Raw genomic sequence first — 16,424 nt, forward strand, 5'->3', positions numbered from 1 at the left:
CGGTTCAAAAAGTGGCACAGGGCAAGAAAATTTCTGGGATTGGGTCGCCACAATGGTGGTAATAAAGGCGATCGCCCCAGGAGATTTTCGTCATGGTCAGTTACAGTTTTGTGAGTTTTGGGTTTGGGTCGGGGTTTCTCGCCCTAGTGGTCTTTTTCATTTTGCAGTGGCTCCAGATTCCGGCGGGGAGTTTAGTCGATTGGCTAGTGGGCATTGCCAGTTTTTGGTGGCTGTTGGCGGTGGTAACGATTCCGTGGAATATTTATTTCGAGGCGGAGGAGACCAAGGCAGAGACGATGATTTCTCGCCAGAAAAATATCCCCGTTGATGCCCAACAGTTAGCCTATGTGGCAAAAATTGCTCGGTTTGGTTTGCTGTTGGCGATCGCCCTCCATCTGCTTTCGGCCTTGGGATTATATGGTCTGGCAGCCTGGGGCATTAGTCCGGTGGGGTATGTGACAGGCGGGGCGATGTTACTGCTCACGGCGTTACGGCCAGCGGTGCGGGCTTACCAATTTATTGCCCAGCGTCTCATGTCAATTCGCCAACAAATTCAATATCCCCGGGAAGATGTGGTGGCATTGCGTCACCGGGTGGTGACCCTAGAGGCAGGAGTTAAAAACCTACAAGAAACAACCGAAAAAAATAGCCAAACCCACCAGGAAGAATGGCATAGCCTTCGACGCGATTTAGCGAAAATGCGGGCCGCCCTCGAACAACTAGAAGCCACCAATGAAGCGGCTCACCAACAACTCGCCCGGGAAGCGACAACGGCGATCGCCCAACTCAGTGAAGATAGCCAGGTGCTGAACCACGTGCGGGAAATTATTCACTTCTGGAAACAAGCTTAGGTTTAAGGTTTGCGCCGTCACGCCCTAATGGTCAAAAAGTCCCGATAGAATGGGAGCAAAATATCATCCCCGCACTCACTATGCCTCAGTTTTTGTTGACCTGGTTAGCGACGGCTGGCTCCCTCTTTCTTACGGCCACCATTGTCCCCGGTTTAGAAATTAATGGCCTGACCACAGCCTTGATCGGGGCGATCGCCCTTGGGTTTGTGAATGCCATTGTTAAACCAATTTTGATCCTCTTTACCCTGCCCCTGACCATTTTGACCCTCGGCCTGTTTCTCCTGGTTGTCAATGCGATCGCCTTGGGGTTAGTCGGCTACCTCACACCGGGTTTAGAAGTCAATGGCTTTTTCCCGGCGGTGATTGGTTCCCTGGTGCTGACCTTTATTTCCAGCTTGATCAATCAACTCCTCGGCCAAGACGACGAACTCACCGAATAGCCTTTTTTCGCCGCTCACACCGTTAAAAATTCCGCTTCCCAGTAGTGAACTGGGGGGCAATTTGCTTTTATGCTAGGGAGAAAATCGGCAACCTTTACCCAAAATCTATGGCAACTGCGGAAAACCTCTTGGTCGTCAATGACGTCTATGCAGGATATATCAAAGATCTAAACATTCTCCAGGGCATTAACTTTCGGATCGCTCCCGGAGAATTAGTGGTGGTCATTGGCCCCAATGGCGCAGGAAAATCGACCCTCGCTAAAACGATTTTTGGTCTCCTGACCCCCAATCAAGGCAACATTACGTTCAAAGGAAAGCCTATTACTGGCCTGCGTCCCAACCAAATTGTGCAACGGGGTATGTGCTACGTCCCCCAGATTCAAAACGTTTTTGCCAACCTGAGTATCGAAGAAAATTTAGAAATGGGGGCCTTTGTGCGGTCTGGCTCCCTCGAAAATCTCAAGGAACAAATTTATACGATGTTCCCCGTGCTGAAACAACGGCGCAAACAACGGGCAGGCACCCTCTCCGGGGGCGAAAGGCAAATGTTAGCCATGGGTCGGGCTTTGATGTTAGACCCGGATCTTCTCGTCCTCGATGATACCGTCAGCAGCTCTTTCACCAATTCTGGTAGCTAGTGTTTTTGAGCAAATCAAAGCGGTCAATCAACTGGGTAAAGCGATTATGCTCGTGGAACAAAATGCAAAAAAGGCGTTGGAATTTGCTGACCGGGGCTATGTTTTAGAAAGTGGCTGCGATCGCTTTGAGGGCACAGGGCAAGATTTGCTGACGAACCCAAAGGTCGGTGAACTCTACCTCGGTGCCGCCTACAAAGAGACTTAAATTCGCTACAGTAAAAACTAGAGCTTGGGTAATGGCGGTCGTGGTGAAGTTTCTGGACAATCTGAAAACCTCTTGGCAGCAATGGTGGCGATCGCCGAAAGCAGGAACTCCAGAAATTATTGATGTGGCCGCAGAACCCATCGAGACGCCCCCCCAGAAAACATCCCCCAAGCCTTGGCAACGGGTGATCGATAGATTTCGTCCAGCCCAGCCAGCGGTCACAACTCTCCACGACGATCTCGAAGAACAGGTTAAAGCCAATTTACGGGAACAGGATAAAACTCGTATTGCCCAGGTATTCCAGCGGTTTGCCCAGGGGGTAACGCCAGCGGATATTGAAAAAATTAAAGCTCATTTAGGGGAGATGCGCCGGGGGCCAATCAAAGATATTTGGCAAAAGGTGCAAGGCCTCGCCCAACTGATTAAGGATCCGCATGTGGCCTGGCGGTCAAAAACTATGGCGATCGCCGCATTGTTGTATTTAGTTTCGCCCCTCGATGCGGTACCAGATGTGATTCCCTTTGCGGGGTTGGCCGATGATGCAGCGGTGATTATTGCAGTGGGTTCGACCCTCGCCTTTGAGTTAGAAAAATACATGACCCGTCAGGCGGAAAAAAAGGCCGAAATCGAAATTAAAAAGCACACCACCAACGTCAGAATCACACTTCTCGGCAGTATTGCCGCAGCGGCGATCGCCATTCTCGTTAAAATAATTCTGAATATTTTGTCGTCCTAACCAACAAGTTTCAAGAAAAAGAATACACAGGCGTTTCTACAACTTTGAGGAGCGGTTGTTGACCCCAGATAATTTCCTGCAACCGATCCACCGTCTCCGGCGCAAATAATTTCTCGCCCGTCTCCTGGCAGACCCTAGCCGGAACATTTTCCACAACGTAAATCTTCCCGGCAATTTCCACAGAATAGGTCACAAAAGAATCAACAAAAGTTTCTTCAAAAGCAATGTCGCTCATCTACTAATTTCCTGTAGCAACTTCCTCCATTTTGCAAAACACTACATTTGCTTGAGGTAATCCTCATAACCAATCGCCGTTAATTGAGTTTGTTTATCGAGCACCATCTCCTTGAGACTTTGACGATAGGCTTGCACCTGTTTCAATAGCGCTGGATCGAACGCCCCTAACATTTGCACCGCCAACAAACCGGCATTGGTCGCATTTCCGATCGCCACTGTCGCCACCGGAATACCACGGGGCATTTGCACAATGGAGTAGAGAGAATCCACACCGCTGAGGGTACTGGTTTTGACGGGCACCCCAATCACCGGCAAAGGCGTCAGAGCAGCAACCATCCCCGGTAAATGCGCGGCTCCACCTGCCCCAGCAATAATCACCTTTAAACCCCGTTCATGGGCTGTTTGGGCGTATTCCACCATGCGCTCCGGGGTACGATGGGCAGACACAATGCCAACCTCGTGGGGAATATTAAATTGTCTACAGATGGCGATCGCCGCTTCCATCGTGGGAAGATCAGAATCGCTCCCCATAATGATGCCAACCAGGGGATTAATTACACTCATAGGTTTTTAGCTCATGTATGTCATGCCGACTAACCATCATAAACAAAGGGAGAACTCTGCACAAACCCTGATCAGGGCGCGTCTTGTTGGTTTAGAAGGTCAATTTTGGTTGCGATTCGATGCAAATCGTTGTTTAACGCATCTGGAGCCAATGGAAACCGAAATTCCACTAGAATTTCAGGAAAATATCTTGGATATTGCCGGAGATTTATTGTCCCTAGGAGGAGTAGATTTACAGATTAACGGTGGTTTGGGTTTAGCGTTTCCGGAAGTGACCCAGACGGATCTGCCGAGACTTCAAGAAATTTGTGATTATCTTTGGGGCCAGGGCATTGACGCATTTTGTCCGACCATCGTCACCACCTCTCTAGAAAATATCCGGCGATCGCTGGCTGTCTTTGCCAAGCTTTGGGGAGACCCGAAACGGAATACAGCAAAAATTTTGGGGATACATTTAGAAGGGCCATTTTTAAATTACGAAAAACGAGGGGCGCACCCAGCCCAACATTTACAGCCGTTGACCCTGAAGAATCTGCAACAGATAATCGGCGAATTTGCCCCAATGATCAAAATCATTACCCTCGCCCCAGAACTCGATCCCAGCCATAAATGTGTGGAATATCTGCGCTCTTTGGGGATTGTTGTTAGTTTGGGTCACTCCCTCGCTACAGAAACAGAAGCCAATCAAGCCTTTGCCCGTGGCGCAACGATGATCACCCATGCCTTTAACGCGATGCCCAGTTTGCATCACCGGGAGGCGGGTTTATTGGGAGCAGCAATGGTTAATCCTGACGTTTACTGCGGTCTGATCGCCGATGGCCAGCACGTCAATCCCACGATGTTGGAGATTTTTTTGCGGGCCGCGAAACAACCTTTTTTAGTCAGTGATGCCCTCGCCCCCATTGGTCTCCCGGATGGGGTATATCCCTGGGACGATCGCCAAATTACCGTCACCCACGCCACGGCTCGCTTGGATAATGGCACTCTATCCGGCACGACGTTACCGCTGTTTGCCGGGGTCAAAAACCTTGTCCGGTGGGGTATTTGTGATTTAGAAAAGGCGATCGCCTTAGGGACTGTCGCCCCCCGAAAAGCCCTGGGTATGGCGACTTGGACGACGGGCAAACCCATCAACCTTTTGCGTTGGCAAGGAGTAGATGGCACCGTTGAATTTAGCCGACTTTAGTGAATTTTTTCCACGTGCCAACCGGTTTGGGCACCAATCTTACCCGCTTTGACAAACCGCCAATTGCCCCGCTCAAAGCTATTTTTCCCTTTTTTGGGACTGGGTTGAACGCCGATCAATTGGGTCACTTCGTCCGTCGAAATCATCCAACCTGCTGTGGCGGCCTGTTCTAAAACGCTGAGATAAGCGAGGGGATTAGACGCTTGACGGGATTCCGAAAGAGCCGCTTCTACTCTGGCAAGCTTCTGGGCGATCGCCGCTATTTCTGTTCTCATGTCCCCTAGCTGATCACTTAAATTTTGCACGACCTCCTCTAGAGCAATTGTTGTCACCGTCGGGGTATCCGTTGGCAGAGGATCTGCTTTTTCTAGAACTTCTGGCCCTGCTATTGTCCCAGGCTGAGATGACGAAACAGTTGGCATAGATTCAGGGGAAGTCGCTGATGGCGCATCATCCCAAGGATCTGGGGCTAATTGATTTGCCTTTTGTAAGTTCGGCTGAAAATCGTGAGTTTGAATCCAGGTACGATTAACCGCAGTGGCCAAATCCTGGAGGTAAGCCGCCGTTTGGGATTTACCTTGGTCTTCAAACTGCCGGGCTACCTCCTGCATAAACTTCACCAGATCCGGGGTGATCAATTTTTGATTCGCCGCTAAAATCTGCTGCTCTTCTCCCCGACGACAATTTAAAAGCGCTTCAATCAATTGGGCATAGGCTTGGGTAATGGCATCTGGCTGGGGCGCGACCGGATTCGGTTGGGTGAGAATGTGATGTAATTTGCCCGCCCAGTTGTGGAGATAACGAGCCCCATTCAGTTCACCTTCCGCCGCAAGGTAGTTAGCCACCTGTTCCATCACTTCAATAAATTGGGCATCCACCAACTGCTCGTTTTGCCGCAGGACAATCCACTCTTCACCCCGGCGGCAGTTTAAGAGTTTTTGCACCAAATCAAGGTAAGCTTTCAGATTTTTCTGTTCCATGGGTAATGGACTCAAAAATAGAACCATATATCTACCCATTGTGTCCTATTTTGGTGACATTTTAGCCAAGTGATTAAGACTTCACAGAGCTAAACAAATTAACGCAAAACACTTCATAATTTTTCTAGGGATAAACTTGAGGATAGTTAATGGGTTCAATATAGTTACCATCACATTCATCTTTAAGGAGAAACCGATTTAAGCTGAGATCTGTACCTGTAAATTGATAAAAACCCAAGCTACCACAATCCCCTAAACCTCTGCCTTTCGTAAAAATACTAATGGTTTGGCTACTCGGATCATATTCTGAATACCCAGCTCTGGTTACTTCTGTTTCTTTAATCAATTGTTGATCCGTATCTTGGTAGAAATAAGTAATCGGTAGTGGCGTCAGATCGAATTGATCTTCGTCTCTTCGGTATAAAAAATAATTCTGGAGCAGTTGATAGGCCGTCGAGCCACAAACAAGGTGCACAAGATACTCATCTTTACCCACGCGGTAAACATTAGAGGCCGCTTCTGTGAGCTCCGATTCAAATCTAAACTCTTGGCAAAGCCCCAACTCTTCCCGGTTTTCCATAAGCTCCGGAATGATTGCTTGGCTAATATCAGGGGAAGAATAGTTCTGATCTACTGCTTCTACTTCCTTTGTATCGGCCCCTTGAGAATTGACTAGGGGCAATGGTTCAGCGGGAACAGGAATTGGTTCTTCTGTCGGATCGGTAGGTGTTGTTCCATCAGGTTCAGGGGCAGAAGGATTAGACTGATTTTGGCAACTGCCTAACCCCAAGCCAAGGCTGACCAGGGTACTAAAAGCAATGAATTTAAACCTCATATATCTGACCTCCACGCACTAAATCATAAGAAAATTGACCAGTTAATTAAAGAGCCAGGGAAGAACTTAATTTCGCAAAAATCATCCGTCCCGCAGAGGTTTGTAAAGATGAAGTAACGGTTACAGCAACATCGGAACCCATAAATTGTTTTCCTTCTTCGACAACAACCATCGTGCCGTCTTCGAGATAACCAACCCCTTGTTTTTCTTCCTTTCCTTGCTTAAGAATTTTTACATCTAAATTATCTCCAGGGAGATAGATCGGACGAATCGCTTGGGCAAGGTCATTAATATTTAAAATCTCGACTTTTTGAAGATTAGCAACCTTTTGTAGATTGTAATCATTGGTCAAAAGAATCCCATTAATTTCCTGGGCCAAATGCACTAATTTAGCGTCCACAGTAGCAATGTCATCGTAGTCTGCGGGGTTGACAGAAACCCGTTTGGGAAAACGATTTTGCATACTCTGGAGAATATCTAAGCCCCGACGACCCTTGGCGCGTTTCTGGTCGTTACTGGCGTCGGCGAGTTGCTGTAATTCGTTGAGGACAAAAATTGGAATGAGAATTTGTCCTTCGATAAAACCTGTTTTAAGGAGTTCTTCTAGGCGACCGTCAATGATACAGCTTGTGTCGATGATCTTTGTAGGCGAAGGACGGAGGGTTCCTTCAGCAACGAGGAGAGTATCTAAACTATTGGGATTGATCAGCCGCAGAAAAGTACGCCCGTGAACATCGGCGAGGCTCACACCAAGGTAGGCAAAGGTGATACTGCCGAGAATGGCAAAGGTAGGCTTAAGAAAACCAAACTCTGAAGGAATGGGCAACAGAAAAATGGGAGCAAGCATTAAATTTGCCACCAAAAGCCCAATCACTAAACCCACAGCACGGGTGACGATAATTTCGATGGGGGTGCGCCGAAATTGTTGCTCGAAGCGGCGATAGGTACTCTGGGCGAGAAGACCGATGGAAAGGCCCAGGAGTGAGGCAAAACCGGCCCCCACCCACCGGAGGGCGTCAATGTTGGAGGCTTGGTCGCGCACAGAGGCAGGGAGTAAATCAATGACATCAAATCCCACAAGGGCGATCGCCACCACAAAGATCAGAACAAGGAAAATATCGAACATAGGTCTTACCCGGCTATAAGTCCCAGTTTTAGGGGGAATTTGGGGTTTAGGATAATGGAGAATAATGCCCTCATTATATCGGTGGGCCTTCCATTCCTTCGCGCCTCTGGGAATTAACAAAATTTGTTGATTTCTGCGCCAATTTTCCAGCTAAATGCTTCCTATTCCCCATTGAGACTGTTCTACCGTGGTTACCAGTGCCTATCTCCATCTCCCCTTCTGTTTACGCCGTTGTTTCTACTGTGATTTTCCGATTACGGTGACGGGGGAAAAACAAACTGCGGGGATTCGCACCCAGATGGAGGAATACGGGGAGTGGCTCTGTCGGGAAATCCGCGCAACACCGATCCTGGGGGGCGAGTTAAAGACGGTGTTCTTTGGAGGTGGCACACCCTCTTTATTTCCAGTGGATCTCTTGGAAAAAGTTTTAAGAACCCTTGATCAGCGATTTGGCATTGCCCAGTCAGCAGAAATTTCCCTGGAGATCGACCCAGGCACTTTTTCTTTAGAACAACTGATCCGGTACAAAAATATTGGTATTTCTCGCCTAAGCCTTGGGGTACAAGCTTTTCAGGATAATTTGCTGGCAAACTGTGGGCGATCGCACAGGGTAATAAATATATTTACTGCGTGTGATCACCTGGAGCGATCGCAGATCCCCTGGAGTTTGGATCTGATCTCTGGATTGCCAGATCAAACCCGCGACGATTGGCAGGCTTCCCTTGATCAGGCGATCGCCCTCAACCCCCACCATATTTCTTGCTATGACCTGGTGATCGAACCCCAAACCCCTTTTGGTAAACAATACGAACCCGGTGAAGGCCCGCTCCCTTCCGATGAAAATACTGCTGCCATGTATCGCCTCGCCAGTGAAATCCTCCGGCAGGCGGGCTATGACCACTACGAAATATCCAACTACGCCAAGCCTGGATATCAATGTCGCCACAATCGCGTGTATTGGGAAAATCGTCCTTACTACGGTTTTGGCATGGGGGCCGCCAGTTTCACCCAAAATCAGCGCTTTTCTCGGCCCCGCACCCGCGCCGAATATTACACCTGGGTTGAACAATACGAACAAAATAATGGTGTTTTAGACGTGGCGGTCTTAACAAAAGGCGATCGCCTCCTTGAAACCTTGATGTTGGGTCTTCGTTTAACGGAAGGTCTAGATTTATCCCAACTGATCACAGAATTTGGCCAAAGCAATGTGGATCAGATTCTAGAAATCATAAAACCCGCTTTCCAGAAAGGCTGGGCTCTCCTTTCCCCCACAACGCCACCACGTCTTGCCCTCAGCGATCCAGAAGGATTACTGTTCTCCAACACCATTCTCGCGGAACTTTTCCACCACCTCGACCCAGAAAACCCCGTAGAATAATCACGCCTTTCCCTTTCTCTTTCCCTACCCATGATTGATCTTTCCCAGAAAAAAATCCTTGTCACTGGCGGCGCTGGCTTCCTCGGCCAACAGGTAATTCACCAATTGATCCAAGCCGGTGCTCAACCGGGAAATATTACCGTCCCCCGTTCTTCCAGTTGTGATCTGCGTCGTCTCGAAGCCTGTCAGCAAGCAGTCCAAGGTCAGGATATCGTCATTCACCTGGCGGCCCACGTGGGGGGGATTGGCCTCAACCGCGAGAAACCCGCTGAACTTTTTTATGACAATTTAATGATGGGTACTCAATTGATTCACAGTGCCTACGAAGCGGGGGTCGAAAAATTTGTCTGTGTCGGGACGATTTGCGCTTACCCGAAATTTACCCCTGTACCTTTCAAAGAAGAAAATCTTTGGGCAGGCTATCCCGAAGAAACCAATGCCCCCTACGGCATCGCCAAAAAAGCGCTCCTTGTGCAACTAGAAGCCTACCGCCTGCAATACGGCTTTAATGGTATTTATCTACTCCCGGTAAACCTCTACGGCCCTGGGGATAACTTCAAACCGGAAAGCTCCCACGTGATCCCCGCTTTAATCCGTAAAGTCTACGAAGCGCAACGGGATGGTGTTAAACAGCTCAAGGTTTGGGGGGATGGCAGCCCGACCCGGGAATTTCTCCACGCAACGGATGCGGCCCAGGGCATCGTTTTAGCAACGCAAAAATATAATGAGGCAGCCCCCATCAACCTCGGAACCAATACAGAAATTTCCATTAAAGATTTAGTGGAATTAATTTGTGAACTGATGGCCTTTGACGGAGAGATTATCTGGGAAGCGGATAAACCCAATGGACAACCCCGCCGTTGCCTAGATACCCAGAAAGCCAAGGAAAAATTTGGTTTCGAGGCGGCGATTGGTTTACGGCAGGGTTTACAGGAGACTATTGATTGGTATTGCCAGAACCCGGAATAGATATTTCCCTTTGGGGACAACAATCTAGGGATTGGCCGCGTTTTGTAGATCGGTAACGGTGGGTTGTTTTAGCTTACTGGCTAATCCCATACGCTCCAGGAGACGAATAAAAGAATAGGTAAAGTCCGGTAGGTATTTCACCTTACCTTTTTGAATTGTGATTCCGTGGCGTACCGACCAACCAAAGGCATGGTGCAGATTGTGCCAACCTTCCCCAAGGGCAAGGACGGCAACCCAACTATTATTACGACTGTGATCGGTGGTTTGGAAAGGGCGATCGCCCCATTTGTGACAAACGGAATTCACGAAAGCGACACCATGGAACAGGAGGGTGGTGCTGATAAAAAATGCGGCCAGATATTCCAGGCCGCCGACCCCATAGGACAATGCGCCTAGGGCAATGAGGGGTACAAAATGGAAGCGATCAATCAGTTTCAGGATTGGATCTCGCTCAATGTCAGCGGGCAATTTTTTCGGGAAGGTATTGGGAGAAATGAGCCAGCGGTAATGGGCCCACCAAAACCCCTCCTTAGAGCTGTGGGGATCGCCTGGGTGATCGCTAAACCGATGGTGATCTTCGTGGTGGGCTTTCCACCAACTCGGCCCCATTTGCCCCGCCGAGGCAGTAATAAAACTGCCAATCCATTTCACCCAGGGGGAAGCTTGGTAGGCTTTGTGGGTCAGGAGACGGTGGTAGATGGCAGTGGTGCCGAGCATTCTCAGCCAGTACCAAAACACAATCCAAAGGACAGCCCCCCAACTGAGGCCTGTGAAAAAGGCGATCGCCATGCCGAGATGACAAAGAATAATCCAGACTGGGCCAGTGGCATAACTGAGGCGAGTCAGTCGAGAATAGTTGCGGGGACGGGGATTAGGTTGTGGTGGTGTAGAGGGAATCGGGTCAAGAACGTTGCTGTAATGCGTCAAAATGCTTTCCTAACGAGTTGAGAATATCTTCTATGAAACCGCGTTTTTACATAACTTTACAACTCGTGAGTCCCGAATCCCTTGCGGTCGGGTCAAATAAATTCGGAAATGTCTTCGTCACAGTCATCGGCTAAATAGGATAAGGAACGGAAGCGGAGGCCGACCAATTGTTCATAGAGGGGGTTTAATTTGCACATTGGTGGGATATGGACAATTTTTTTGCCAAATAGCTTGATATCGCGCTCAAAGGGGCATTGGGGCGGCACCATTTTGCAGATGAAGCGGGCCACACGGGGATCGTCAATGTCCATGCCATCGAGCCAGTTGCGGATTGGTTTAAGGGCGTCAAGGTGAACTTCTGGTTGGGGGGTTTCGGTGGTGACAGTTTCTGGGTCGTAGAGGGTTTTTTCAAGGTTATGGAGGGCGCTGAGATCTACCCCAAGGGCTTTCCCAAAGGCTTTGATTTGATCGGCTTCAACGATGGAATAGACCCCATCGGCGATCGCCATCATTACCGCTGTCCGGAGAAAATTTTCGCGGATATTTGGCTCTTCTCCGAGGTCAGTCGCCAGTTCTTCACCCGTAATCGGTTCTAAGTCCCCTAGACTGCTGTGGGGGGCGAGTTCGTCCTGGGTCAGTCGCGTAATGAGCTCTTGCTCTTCGGCATCAAAATGACCGTCGGCCCAGGCAATGGTCAATAGTCCCCTTAGCCAAGCCGTGATTTGGCGATCGCTGTAGACAGTTGTGCTCGCAGAACTCATAGCTGTTTTAAAAATCTGTAACTCTTTCCCCATTGTAGGCAAGAAATCAAGAAGCCATAGAAAATACAGTGAAATTAATCCATACCCCAACAAGATTAAGATCTAATTATCAATTTTTCGGGCTGCTTTAACTAAATTAATGAGGCAAAATCGACGTTATTTATTGATTTTTAATAAGCTAATTTTCTAAACACTTTTTTGTGATTCACAGAATATTTTCTAAGTATTTGTTGGGGGGAGATCAAAACCAAAAGTAAAGCAAAATTTAGCCCCTTGGTTAACCCGTGTTTCGGCCCAGATTTGTCCCCGATGCACTTCGATAATACGCCTAACAATTGCTAAACCAACTCCCGTTCCTTCAAATTCAGATTGGGTGTGGAGTCGCTTAAATGGCAAAAAAATCTCTTCTAGATGTTCTGCGGTAAAACCAACACCATTATCTTCTAGGCAGTAGGTTTGAGAATCAATTTTATAAAATTTTATTTGAGGATTTTTGACCTTGCTGGTGTATTTCCAGGCATTTTCAAATAGGTTTTCAAAGGCCATCTTAAGGAGCGGGCGATCGCCTAGGATAATCACATCCGGTTCGATTTTAATTTCTATGGCTCGGTCAGGGGTTTCACCTTGGAGATCCTGAATAATTTCTGTGGCAATTTCACTTAAATTAATCCTCTCAAGGGTTAATTGCTTTTCTTTAATTTCTGCAAGGCGCATCAAGTCAGAGATGATATGATTCATTTCCTTAGCAGAATTCGCAATAATCTCTAACGTCTCTAAGGTCTCTTCGTCAAAGGTATCAACATCACCTAAGAGCAAGTCACAAAACCCTAACAATTTCGTTAATGGCCGCCGTAAATCATGGGAAACCATATAGTTAAAGGATTTTAGATCTTGGTTGATCTGGGCTAACTGGTTATTTTTTTCTTCAAGCTCCTGGGCATTACGCAAAATCTTAAGTTGATTTTCAACGCGCACAAGCACCTCATACATATCAAAGGGCTTATTGATATAGTCAACGCCCCCTAAGGAAAAAGCCTTCACCTTATCGAAAACATCATTTAAAGCACTGATGAAAATAATGGGAATTTTGGCGGTGTCTGGATTAGCCTTTAGCCGTTGGCAAACGCCATAACCATCTAAGATGGGCATTTTAATATCCAGCAGGATCAAATCAGGGGGATCCGCTGCCACTGCTTTGAGGGCTTGTTTACCATTGATCACCTGTCGCACTTCGTGGCCCTTTTCAACCAAAATTTCTGAAAGAAGTTGTAGGTTTTCAGGAACATCATCAACAATTAAAATATCGCCTCGGTGCTGCAGATAAGAATCTTGAATCATAATGCTTAAGTTCACCACATTGGCTTTGGAATTACCCCTGACAGGATGACATTGAAATGATGAGAATTACGCGCGTTAAAACATTGGTTTAGCTTAAACCCTAGTTTTCTTTTATTATTCCATTAATTTTTTTAGAAAAATGTAAAGAGTTCAAAAAGTATGCCATCCGGCTTTCATGATGCTTATTCTGATGATACAAACGTTAAAATTCTGGGGCGCTCTGGATTGTGTGTGGGTTTTTGGTTTCGGGGTGCATAAAAGTTAAGGCTGTGGCCTGGAGATGTAGACGGGGGGCGGCCCGGTTACCATAGAGGCGATCGCCAAGGATCGGATTGTTTAGCCCGTTGGGGTGGGCGCAATGGACCCGGAGTTGGTGGGTGCGGCCTGTAATTGGCTTGAGTTTGAGGCGATGGGAATCTAATTTAACGAAATAGGTTTCGCTGGGTTTGCCCCGTTGCGCATCTACTTTTTGCCGGGGGCGATCGCCAGGGTCTGCCCAGAGGGGAAGGGTAATCATTCCTTCTGGACGCTGAATTTTTTCCTCTAGGAGAGCTTCGTATTCCTTATGAATTTTGCGGCGGCGAAACTGGGTTTGCAGATCCTGTTGGGTTTCAGCATTTTTGGCAAATAAAAGAATTCCGGACGTATCTTGGTCGAGGCGATGGACAAGGAAAATATCTTGATAATCGCGGCGCAATCGGGAAAATGCACTGTCATAGGTCTGGCTACTACGGCCTGGAATCGAGGGGAGACCAGCGGGTTTGTGGATGGCGATTAGGCTGTGGTCTTCGTAGATGATTTCTAGGGGAATTTCTGGGATTGTCAAAATATCTTGAAAAGACTTTCCCCCTAAGCCCGAAAGTAAAAAGCCGAGGATCGGTTGGCAACGCTCTTCACAAGCTAAATAAAATTCGCCTACTTGTTTGTCAGGGCTGTTTTTACCCCACCAAAACTCCGCCATGGCCAAGGGTTTAAGGTTCTGTTTCGCAGCGTAGTTTAGGAGTTTGGGCGCACAACAATCGCCGGTGCCGGTGGGTAAACCAGTGGGAAATAAATCGGCGATCGCCTTTGATTCTCCTTGAAAATTTTTGAGGTGATAGACCTGGTGCATCCGTTTTTGGAGGGTGCGCGACAGGGTTTTGCGGCGCTGGCGGAGGCTTTGTAAGTCTTGATCAGCTTGGTGAATCATCGCAGCGAGGGAGTCGATTTCTTGATCCCTGGCCTGTTTGAGATCGCGTTTGTGGTTGCTTTCCTGGCGACTTTCTTCTTCAAGGGCGGCGATCGCTTGCGCTAATTCGGCTCCCGTTAAATGATTCTGGTAAACCCCGCGTTTTTGGCGGCGTACCTGTTTTTTCTGGCGACGCTCTTGATTAAACTGCGCGATTTTTGTTTGCCATTGTTGCTGCAACGTTTGGTAAGTTTTTCGTTCTGGTAGGGTTTCTAGGCGTTGGATTTCCCGGCGAATCTGGCGTAACTGGGCGAGAATTTCTTGCTCTTCTAAAATCAGGCGATCGCCCCCATCCATCGGCGGCACCCAACCGGGGAGGACTTTTCCGCCTTTAAGCAGTCCCGAAAATGCCTTGAGAAATACCCGTTGCCCGGTGGCCGTTTCTGCTAGCAATACCCCGTACATTTTCCCTTCCCAATTGAAATCCGGATTTTCCCTCAGTTCCGCCATTAATTCACAGGCGATCGCCTCAGCATTTTTGGTGCGGGGGAGACGACAAAGTTGTTTGGTAGCCGGACAAACCCCCTTATACCAAGCAGTGACAACATCGGCTTCAAATTGCGGTTGGTAGGGGAATAGGGGCGAAGACATTACAATCCAGCGATCATTTTTTGTAAATGTAAGCCTTTTATTTTAGGCGCGAGCACTCCGTTTGTCTGCTGGTGACCTATGCTGTGGCCAATAGTTGACGCAAACAGAAAATGGATTTACTGGCCTCAAATTTAAATGCGACTGTGAGCAGAACGTAACCAAAAATAAATACACCCACAGGAATGAAGCCAACTAAAAAAATAGATAATCCCCAGAAATGAAAAGCGGCGATCGCCAGTAGTACAGAAGCAAAACCCAGCCAGCCAACCATGAAACAAAGTATTAAAATATGCGGGGCCATTGTCACTTTAATAACCGTTCCTTCCCTTGTGGCCTTGATTTGACCTTTCATGATCGGCAAAAAAGAATTTGTGTAATGAATTACACGTCGAATTTCAAAAGTTTTTTGGCTGACGGTACCTCGAACAATGCGATTTTGAATGGCATCGGCTAATCTTTGTCGTACTGCTGCTGGTTGAAGATGTGTTTTGAGAATTAACTGAGTAAAAGGGCGAAAAGTCATCGTTTAGTTTGGTCTTTGTTGCGTCTTTAGAATACTTCGCCGCCGTCTAGGAGCTGAGCCATTGGTTGCGGTTGCTGCTGGAGATGCTGCTGGAGGTGACGGGGATGATCAGTAATGAAATAATCAATGTTTTGTTCTACAAGGCGATCAATCTGGGCTAATTCTTGGGCCAATTTTTTCGGGTTTTGACTTTTATGGGGCGGTGAAAAGATTGTCCAAGCGCCGACGGCTAATTGGTGTTGATGGAGTCGCTGAATGGTTTGTTTTTTAAATAGATTAACGTTAAGACTGACTAAGCTGGCATCGAGGATTTTTTCTAAAATGTGGCTTTCGGTAAATTTGCGAATGAAGAAATTTTTGGTCACCAAAGGCGAGTAGAGAATACCTGTTTCAATGGGGTGATGGGTGAGCTTCAGCCAGATCAAAGCCCAAATACTAAAGGAGGTAACAAATGCTTCCTGTTGCAGCCCCATTTTTTCGATCAATTGGGCGACGGCAATGCCTGTTTTCCGTTGCTGGAGGTTGAGGCGGGGGGCTTTCATCTCGATATTGATTAACAATTTGCCCCGCAGTTCGCTCAACACATCTTCAAGGAGAGGAATTTTTTCGGGTTGGGGATAGGTGTAGATTTGTTTGCCGATTTTGAGGGAATCTTTAATGCGCAGGGTTTGGATCTCTGGCCAGGTCATTTCAGTAATTTTCCCCGTGACCCCCGTCAGCCGTTTGGTATAGAGGTCATGGAAAACCACCAATTTGCCATCCTTTGTGAGGAAAGTATCGAGTTCAACGCCGTCTAAACCCAAGGCGATCGCCTTTTGGAAACCCGCCATGGTATTTTCTTGGTGATCGGTCACAACCCCTCGATGACCCAAGATTAGGGGATGTGCGGACGGCTGAAAAAATCTCGATTG

The 16,424-nt window shown here is 47.8% G+C and carries 17 protein-coding genes and 1 pseudogene; 7 read left to right on the forward strand and 11 right to left on the reverse strand.

Features of this window, described 5'->3' with window-relative positions; translation table 11 throughout:
- Positions 1–92 precede the first annotated feature (92 nt).
- The 4 genes and pseudogenes from AACQ84_RS14160 (at position 93) to AACQ84_RS14175 (ending at position 2,870) form a co-directional block, all read left to right on the forward strand.
- Positions 93–851 (forward strand): hypothetical protein, encoded by a 759-nt coding sequence (locus tag AACQ84_RS14160; protein ID WP_012308407.1) that lies wholly within the window; start codon positions 93–95, stop codon positions 849–851.
- Between the two features lie 80 nt (positions 852–931).
- Positions 932–1,291, forward strand: a complete 360-nt coding sequence (locus AACQ84_RS14165; RefSeq protein WP_012308408.1) for a phage holin family protein — start codon at positions 932–934, stop codon at positions 1,289–1,291.
- 107 nt (positions 1,292–1,398) lie between these two features.
- Positions 1,399–2,134, forward strand: a pseudogene (locus AACQ84_RS14170) (ABC transporter ATP-binding protein).
- Between the two features lie 31 nt (positions 2,135–2,165).
- Positions 2,166–2,870, forward strand: coding sequence for a YkvA family protein (locus AACQ84_RS14175; RefSeq protein WP_012308411.1), 705 nt, complete (start codon positions 2,166–2,168; stop codon positions 2,868–2,870).
- 10 nt (positions 2,871–2,880) lie between these two features.
- On the opposite strand, the gene AACQ84_RS14180 is transcribed toward AACQ84_RS14175, so the two are convergent.
- Positions 2,881–3,105 (reverse strand): YgiT-type zinc finger protein, encoded by a 225-nt coding sequence (locus AACQ84_RS14180; protein WP_012308412.1) that lies wholly within the window; start codon positions 3,103–3,105, stop codon positions 2,881–2,883.
- A 41-nt stretch (positions 3,106–3,146) separates the two neighbouring features.
- The gene (gene purE / locus AACQ84_RS14185; protein WP_012308413.1) at positions 3,147–3,671 is read right to left on the reverse strand and encodes a 5-(carboxyamino)imidazole ribonucleotide mutase; all 525 of its coding nucleotides are present in this window, start codon (positions 3,669–3,671) and stop codon (positions 3,147–3,149) included.
- A gap of 22 nt (positions 3,672–3,693) precedes the next feature.
- Here purE and nagA point away from each other — a divergent pair, with 22 nt between their 5' ends.
- Positions 3,694–4,857, forward strand: a complete 1,164-nt coding sequence (gene nagA, locus AACQ84_RS14190) for an N-acetylglucosamine-6-phosphate deacetylase (protein WP_012308414.1) — start codon at positions 3,694–3,696, stop codon at positions 4,855–4,857.
- Here nagA and AACQ84_RS14195 read toward each other — a convergent pair.
- The 3 genes from AACQ84_RS14195 to AACQ84_RS14205 form a co-directional block, all read right to left on the reverse strand.
- Complete coding sequence (locus AACQ84_RS14195; RefSeq protein ID WP_041444048.1) at positions 4,854–5,837, reverse strand: hypothetical protein; 984 nt, start codon at positions 5,835–5,837, stop codon at positions 4,854–4,856. The two genes, nagA and AACQ84_RS14195, sit on opposite strands and share 4 nt — an antisense overlap.
- A 124-nt stretch (positions 5,838–5,961) precedes the next feature.
- On the reverse strand, positions 5,962–6,672 hold the full coding sequence (locus AACQ84_RS14200) for a DUF1176 domain-containing protein (protein ID WP_012308416.1): 711 nt from the start codon (positions 6,670–6,672) through the stop codon (positions 5,962–5,964).
- A gap of 46 nt (positions 6,673–6,718) precedes the next feature.
- Positions 6,719–7,798: a PIN/TRAM domain-containing protein gene (locus AACQ84_RS14205; protein WP_012308417.1), complete on the reverse strand. Its 1,080-nt coding sequence runs from the start codon at positions 7,796–7,798 to the stop codon at positions 6,719–6,721.
- A 187-nt stretch (positions 7,799–7,985) separates the two neighbouring features.
- Here AACQ84_RS14205 and hemW point away from each other — a divergent pair, with 187 nt between their 5' ends.
- On the forward strand, positions 7,986–9,176 hold the full coding sequence (gene hemW, locus AACQ84_RS14210; RefSeq protein ID WP_012308418.1) for a radical SAM family heme chaperone HemW: 1,191 nt from the start codon (positions 7,986–7,988) through the stop codon (positions 9,174–9,176).
- A gap of 30 nt (positions 9,177–9,206) precedes the next feature.
- Entirely contained in the window at positions 9,207–10,145 is a 939-nt protein-coding gene (locus AACQ84_RS14215) for a GDP-L-fucose synthase family protein (protein ID WP_012308419.1), read from the forward strand.
- A 24-nt stretch (positions 10,146–10,169) separates the two neighbouring features.
- On the opposite strand, the gene AACQ84_RS14220 is transcribed toward AACQ84_RS14215, so the two are convergent.
- From AACQ84_RS14220 to AACQ84_RS14245, 6 genes are all read right to left on the reverse strand, one after another.
- Positions 10,170–11,072 carry an acyl-CoA desaturase gene (locus tag AACQ84_RS14220; protein ID WP_012308420.1) on the reverse strand — a complete coding sequence of 301 codons (903 nt, stop codon included), beginning with the start codon at positions 11,070–11,072 and terminating at the stop codon, positions 10,170–10,172.
- Positions 11,073–11,164: 92 nt separating this feature from the next.
- Positions 11,165–11,833 (reverse strand): Mo-dependent nitrogenase C-terminal domain-containing protein, encoded by a 669-nt coding sequence (locus AACQ84_RS14225; RefSeq protein WP_012308421.1) that lies wholly within the window; start codon positions 11,831–11,833, stop codon positions 11,165–11,167.
- 219 nt (positions 11,834–12,052) lie between these two features.
- Complete coding sequence (locus AACQ84_RS14230) at positions 12,053–13,171, reverse strand: response regulator (protein ID WP_012308422.1); 1,119 nt, start codon at positions 13,169–13,171, stop codon at positions 12,053–12,055.
- A 202-nt stretch (positions 13,172–13,373) separates the two neighbouring features.
- Entirely contained in the window at positions 13,374–14,990 is a 1,617-nt protein-coding gene (locus tag AACQ84_RS14235; RefSeq protein WP_012308423.1) for an RluA family pseudouridine synthase, read from the reverse strand.
- A gap of 76 nt (positions 14,991–15,066) precedes the next feature.
- A complete protein-coding gene (locus tag AACQ84_RS14240) occupies positions 15,067–15,513 on the reverse strand; it encodes a hypothetical protein (RefSeq protein WP_012308424.1) in 447 nt (148 codons plus the stop codon).
- Positions 15,514–15,539: 26 nt separating this feature from the next.
- Positions 15,540–16,367: a glycerophosphodiester phosphodiesterase gene (locus AACQ84_RS14245; protein ID WP_159449828.1), complete on the reverse strand. Its 828-nt coding sequence runs from the start codon at positions 16,365–16,367 to the stop codon at positions 15,540–15,542.
- Positions 16,368–16,424: the final 57 nt, after the last annotated feature.

Origin of the sequence: Picosynechococcus sp. PCC 7002 (assembly GCF_963860125.1) — a bacterium.
Classification (GTDB): domain Bacteria; phylum Cyanobacteriota; class Cyanobacteriia; order Cyanobacteriales; family MRBY01; genus MRBY01.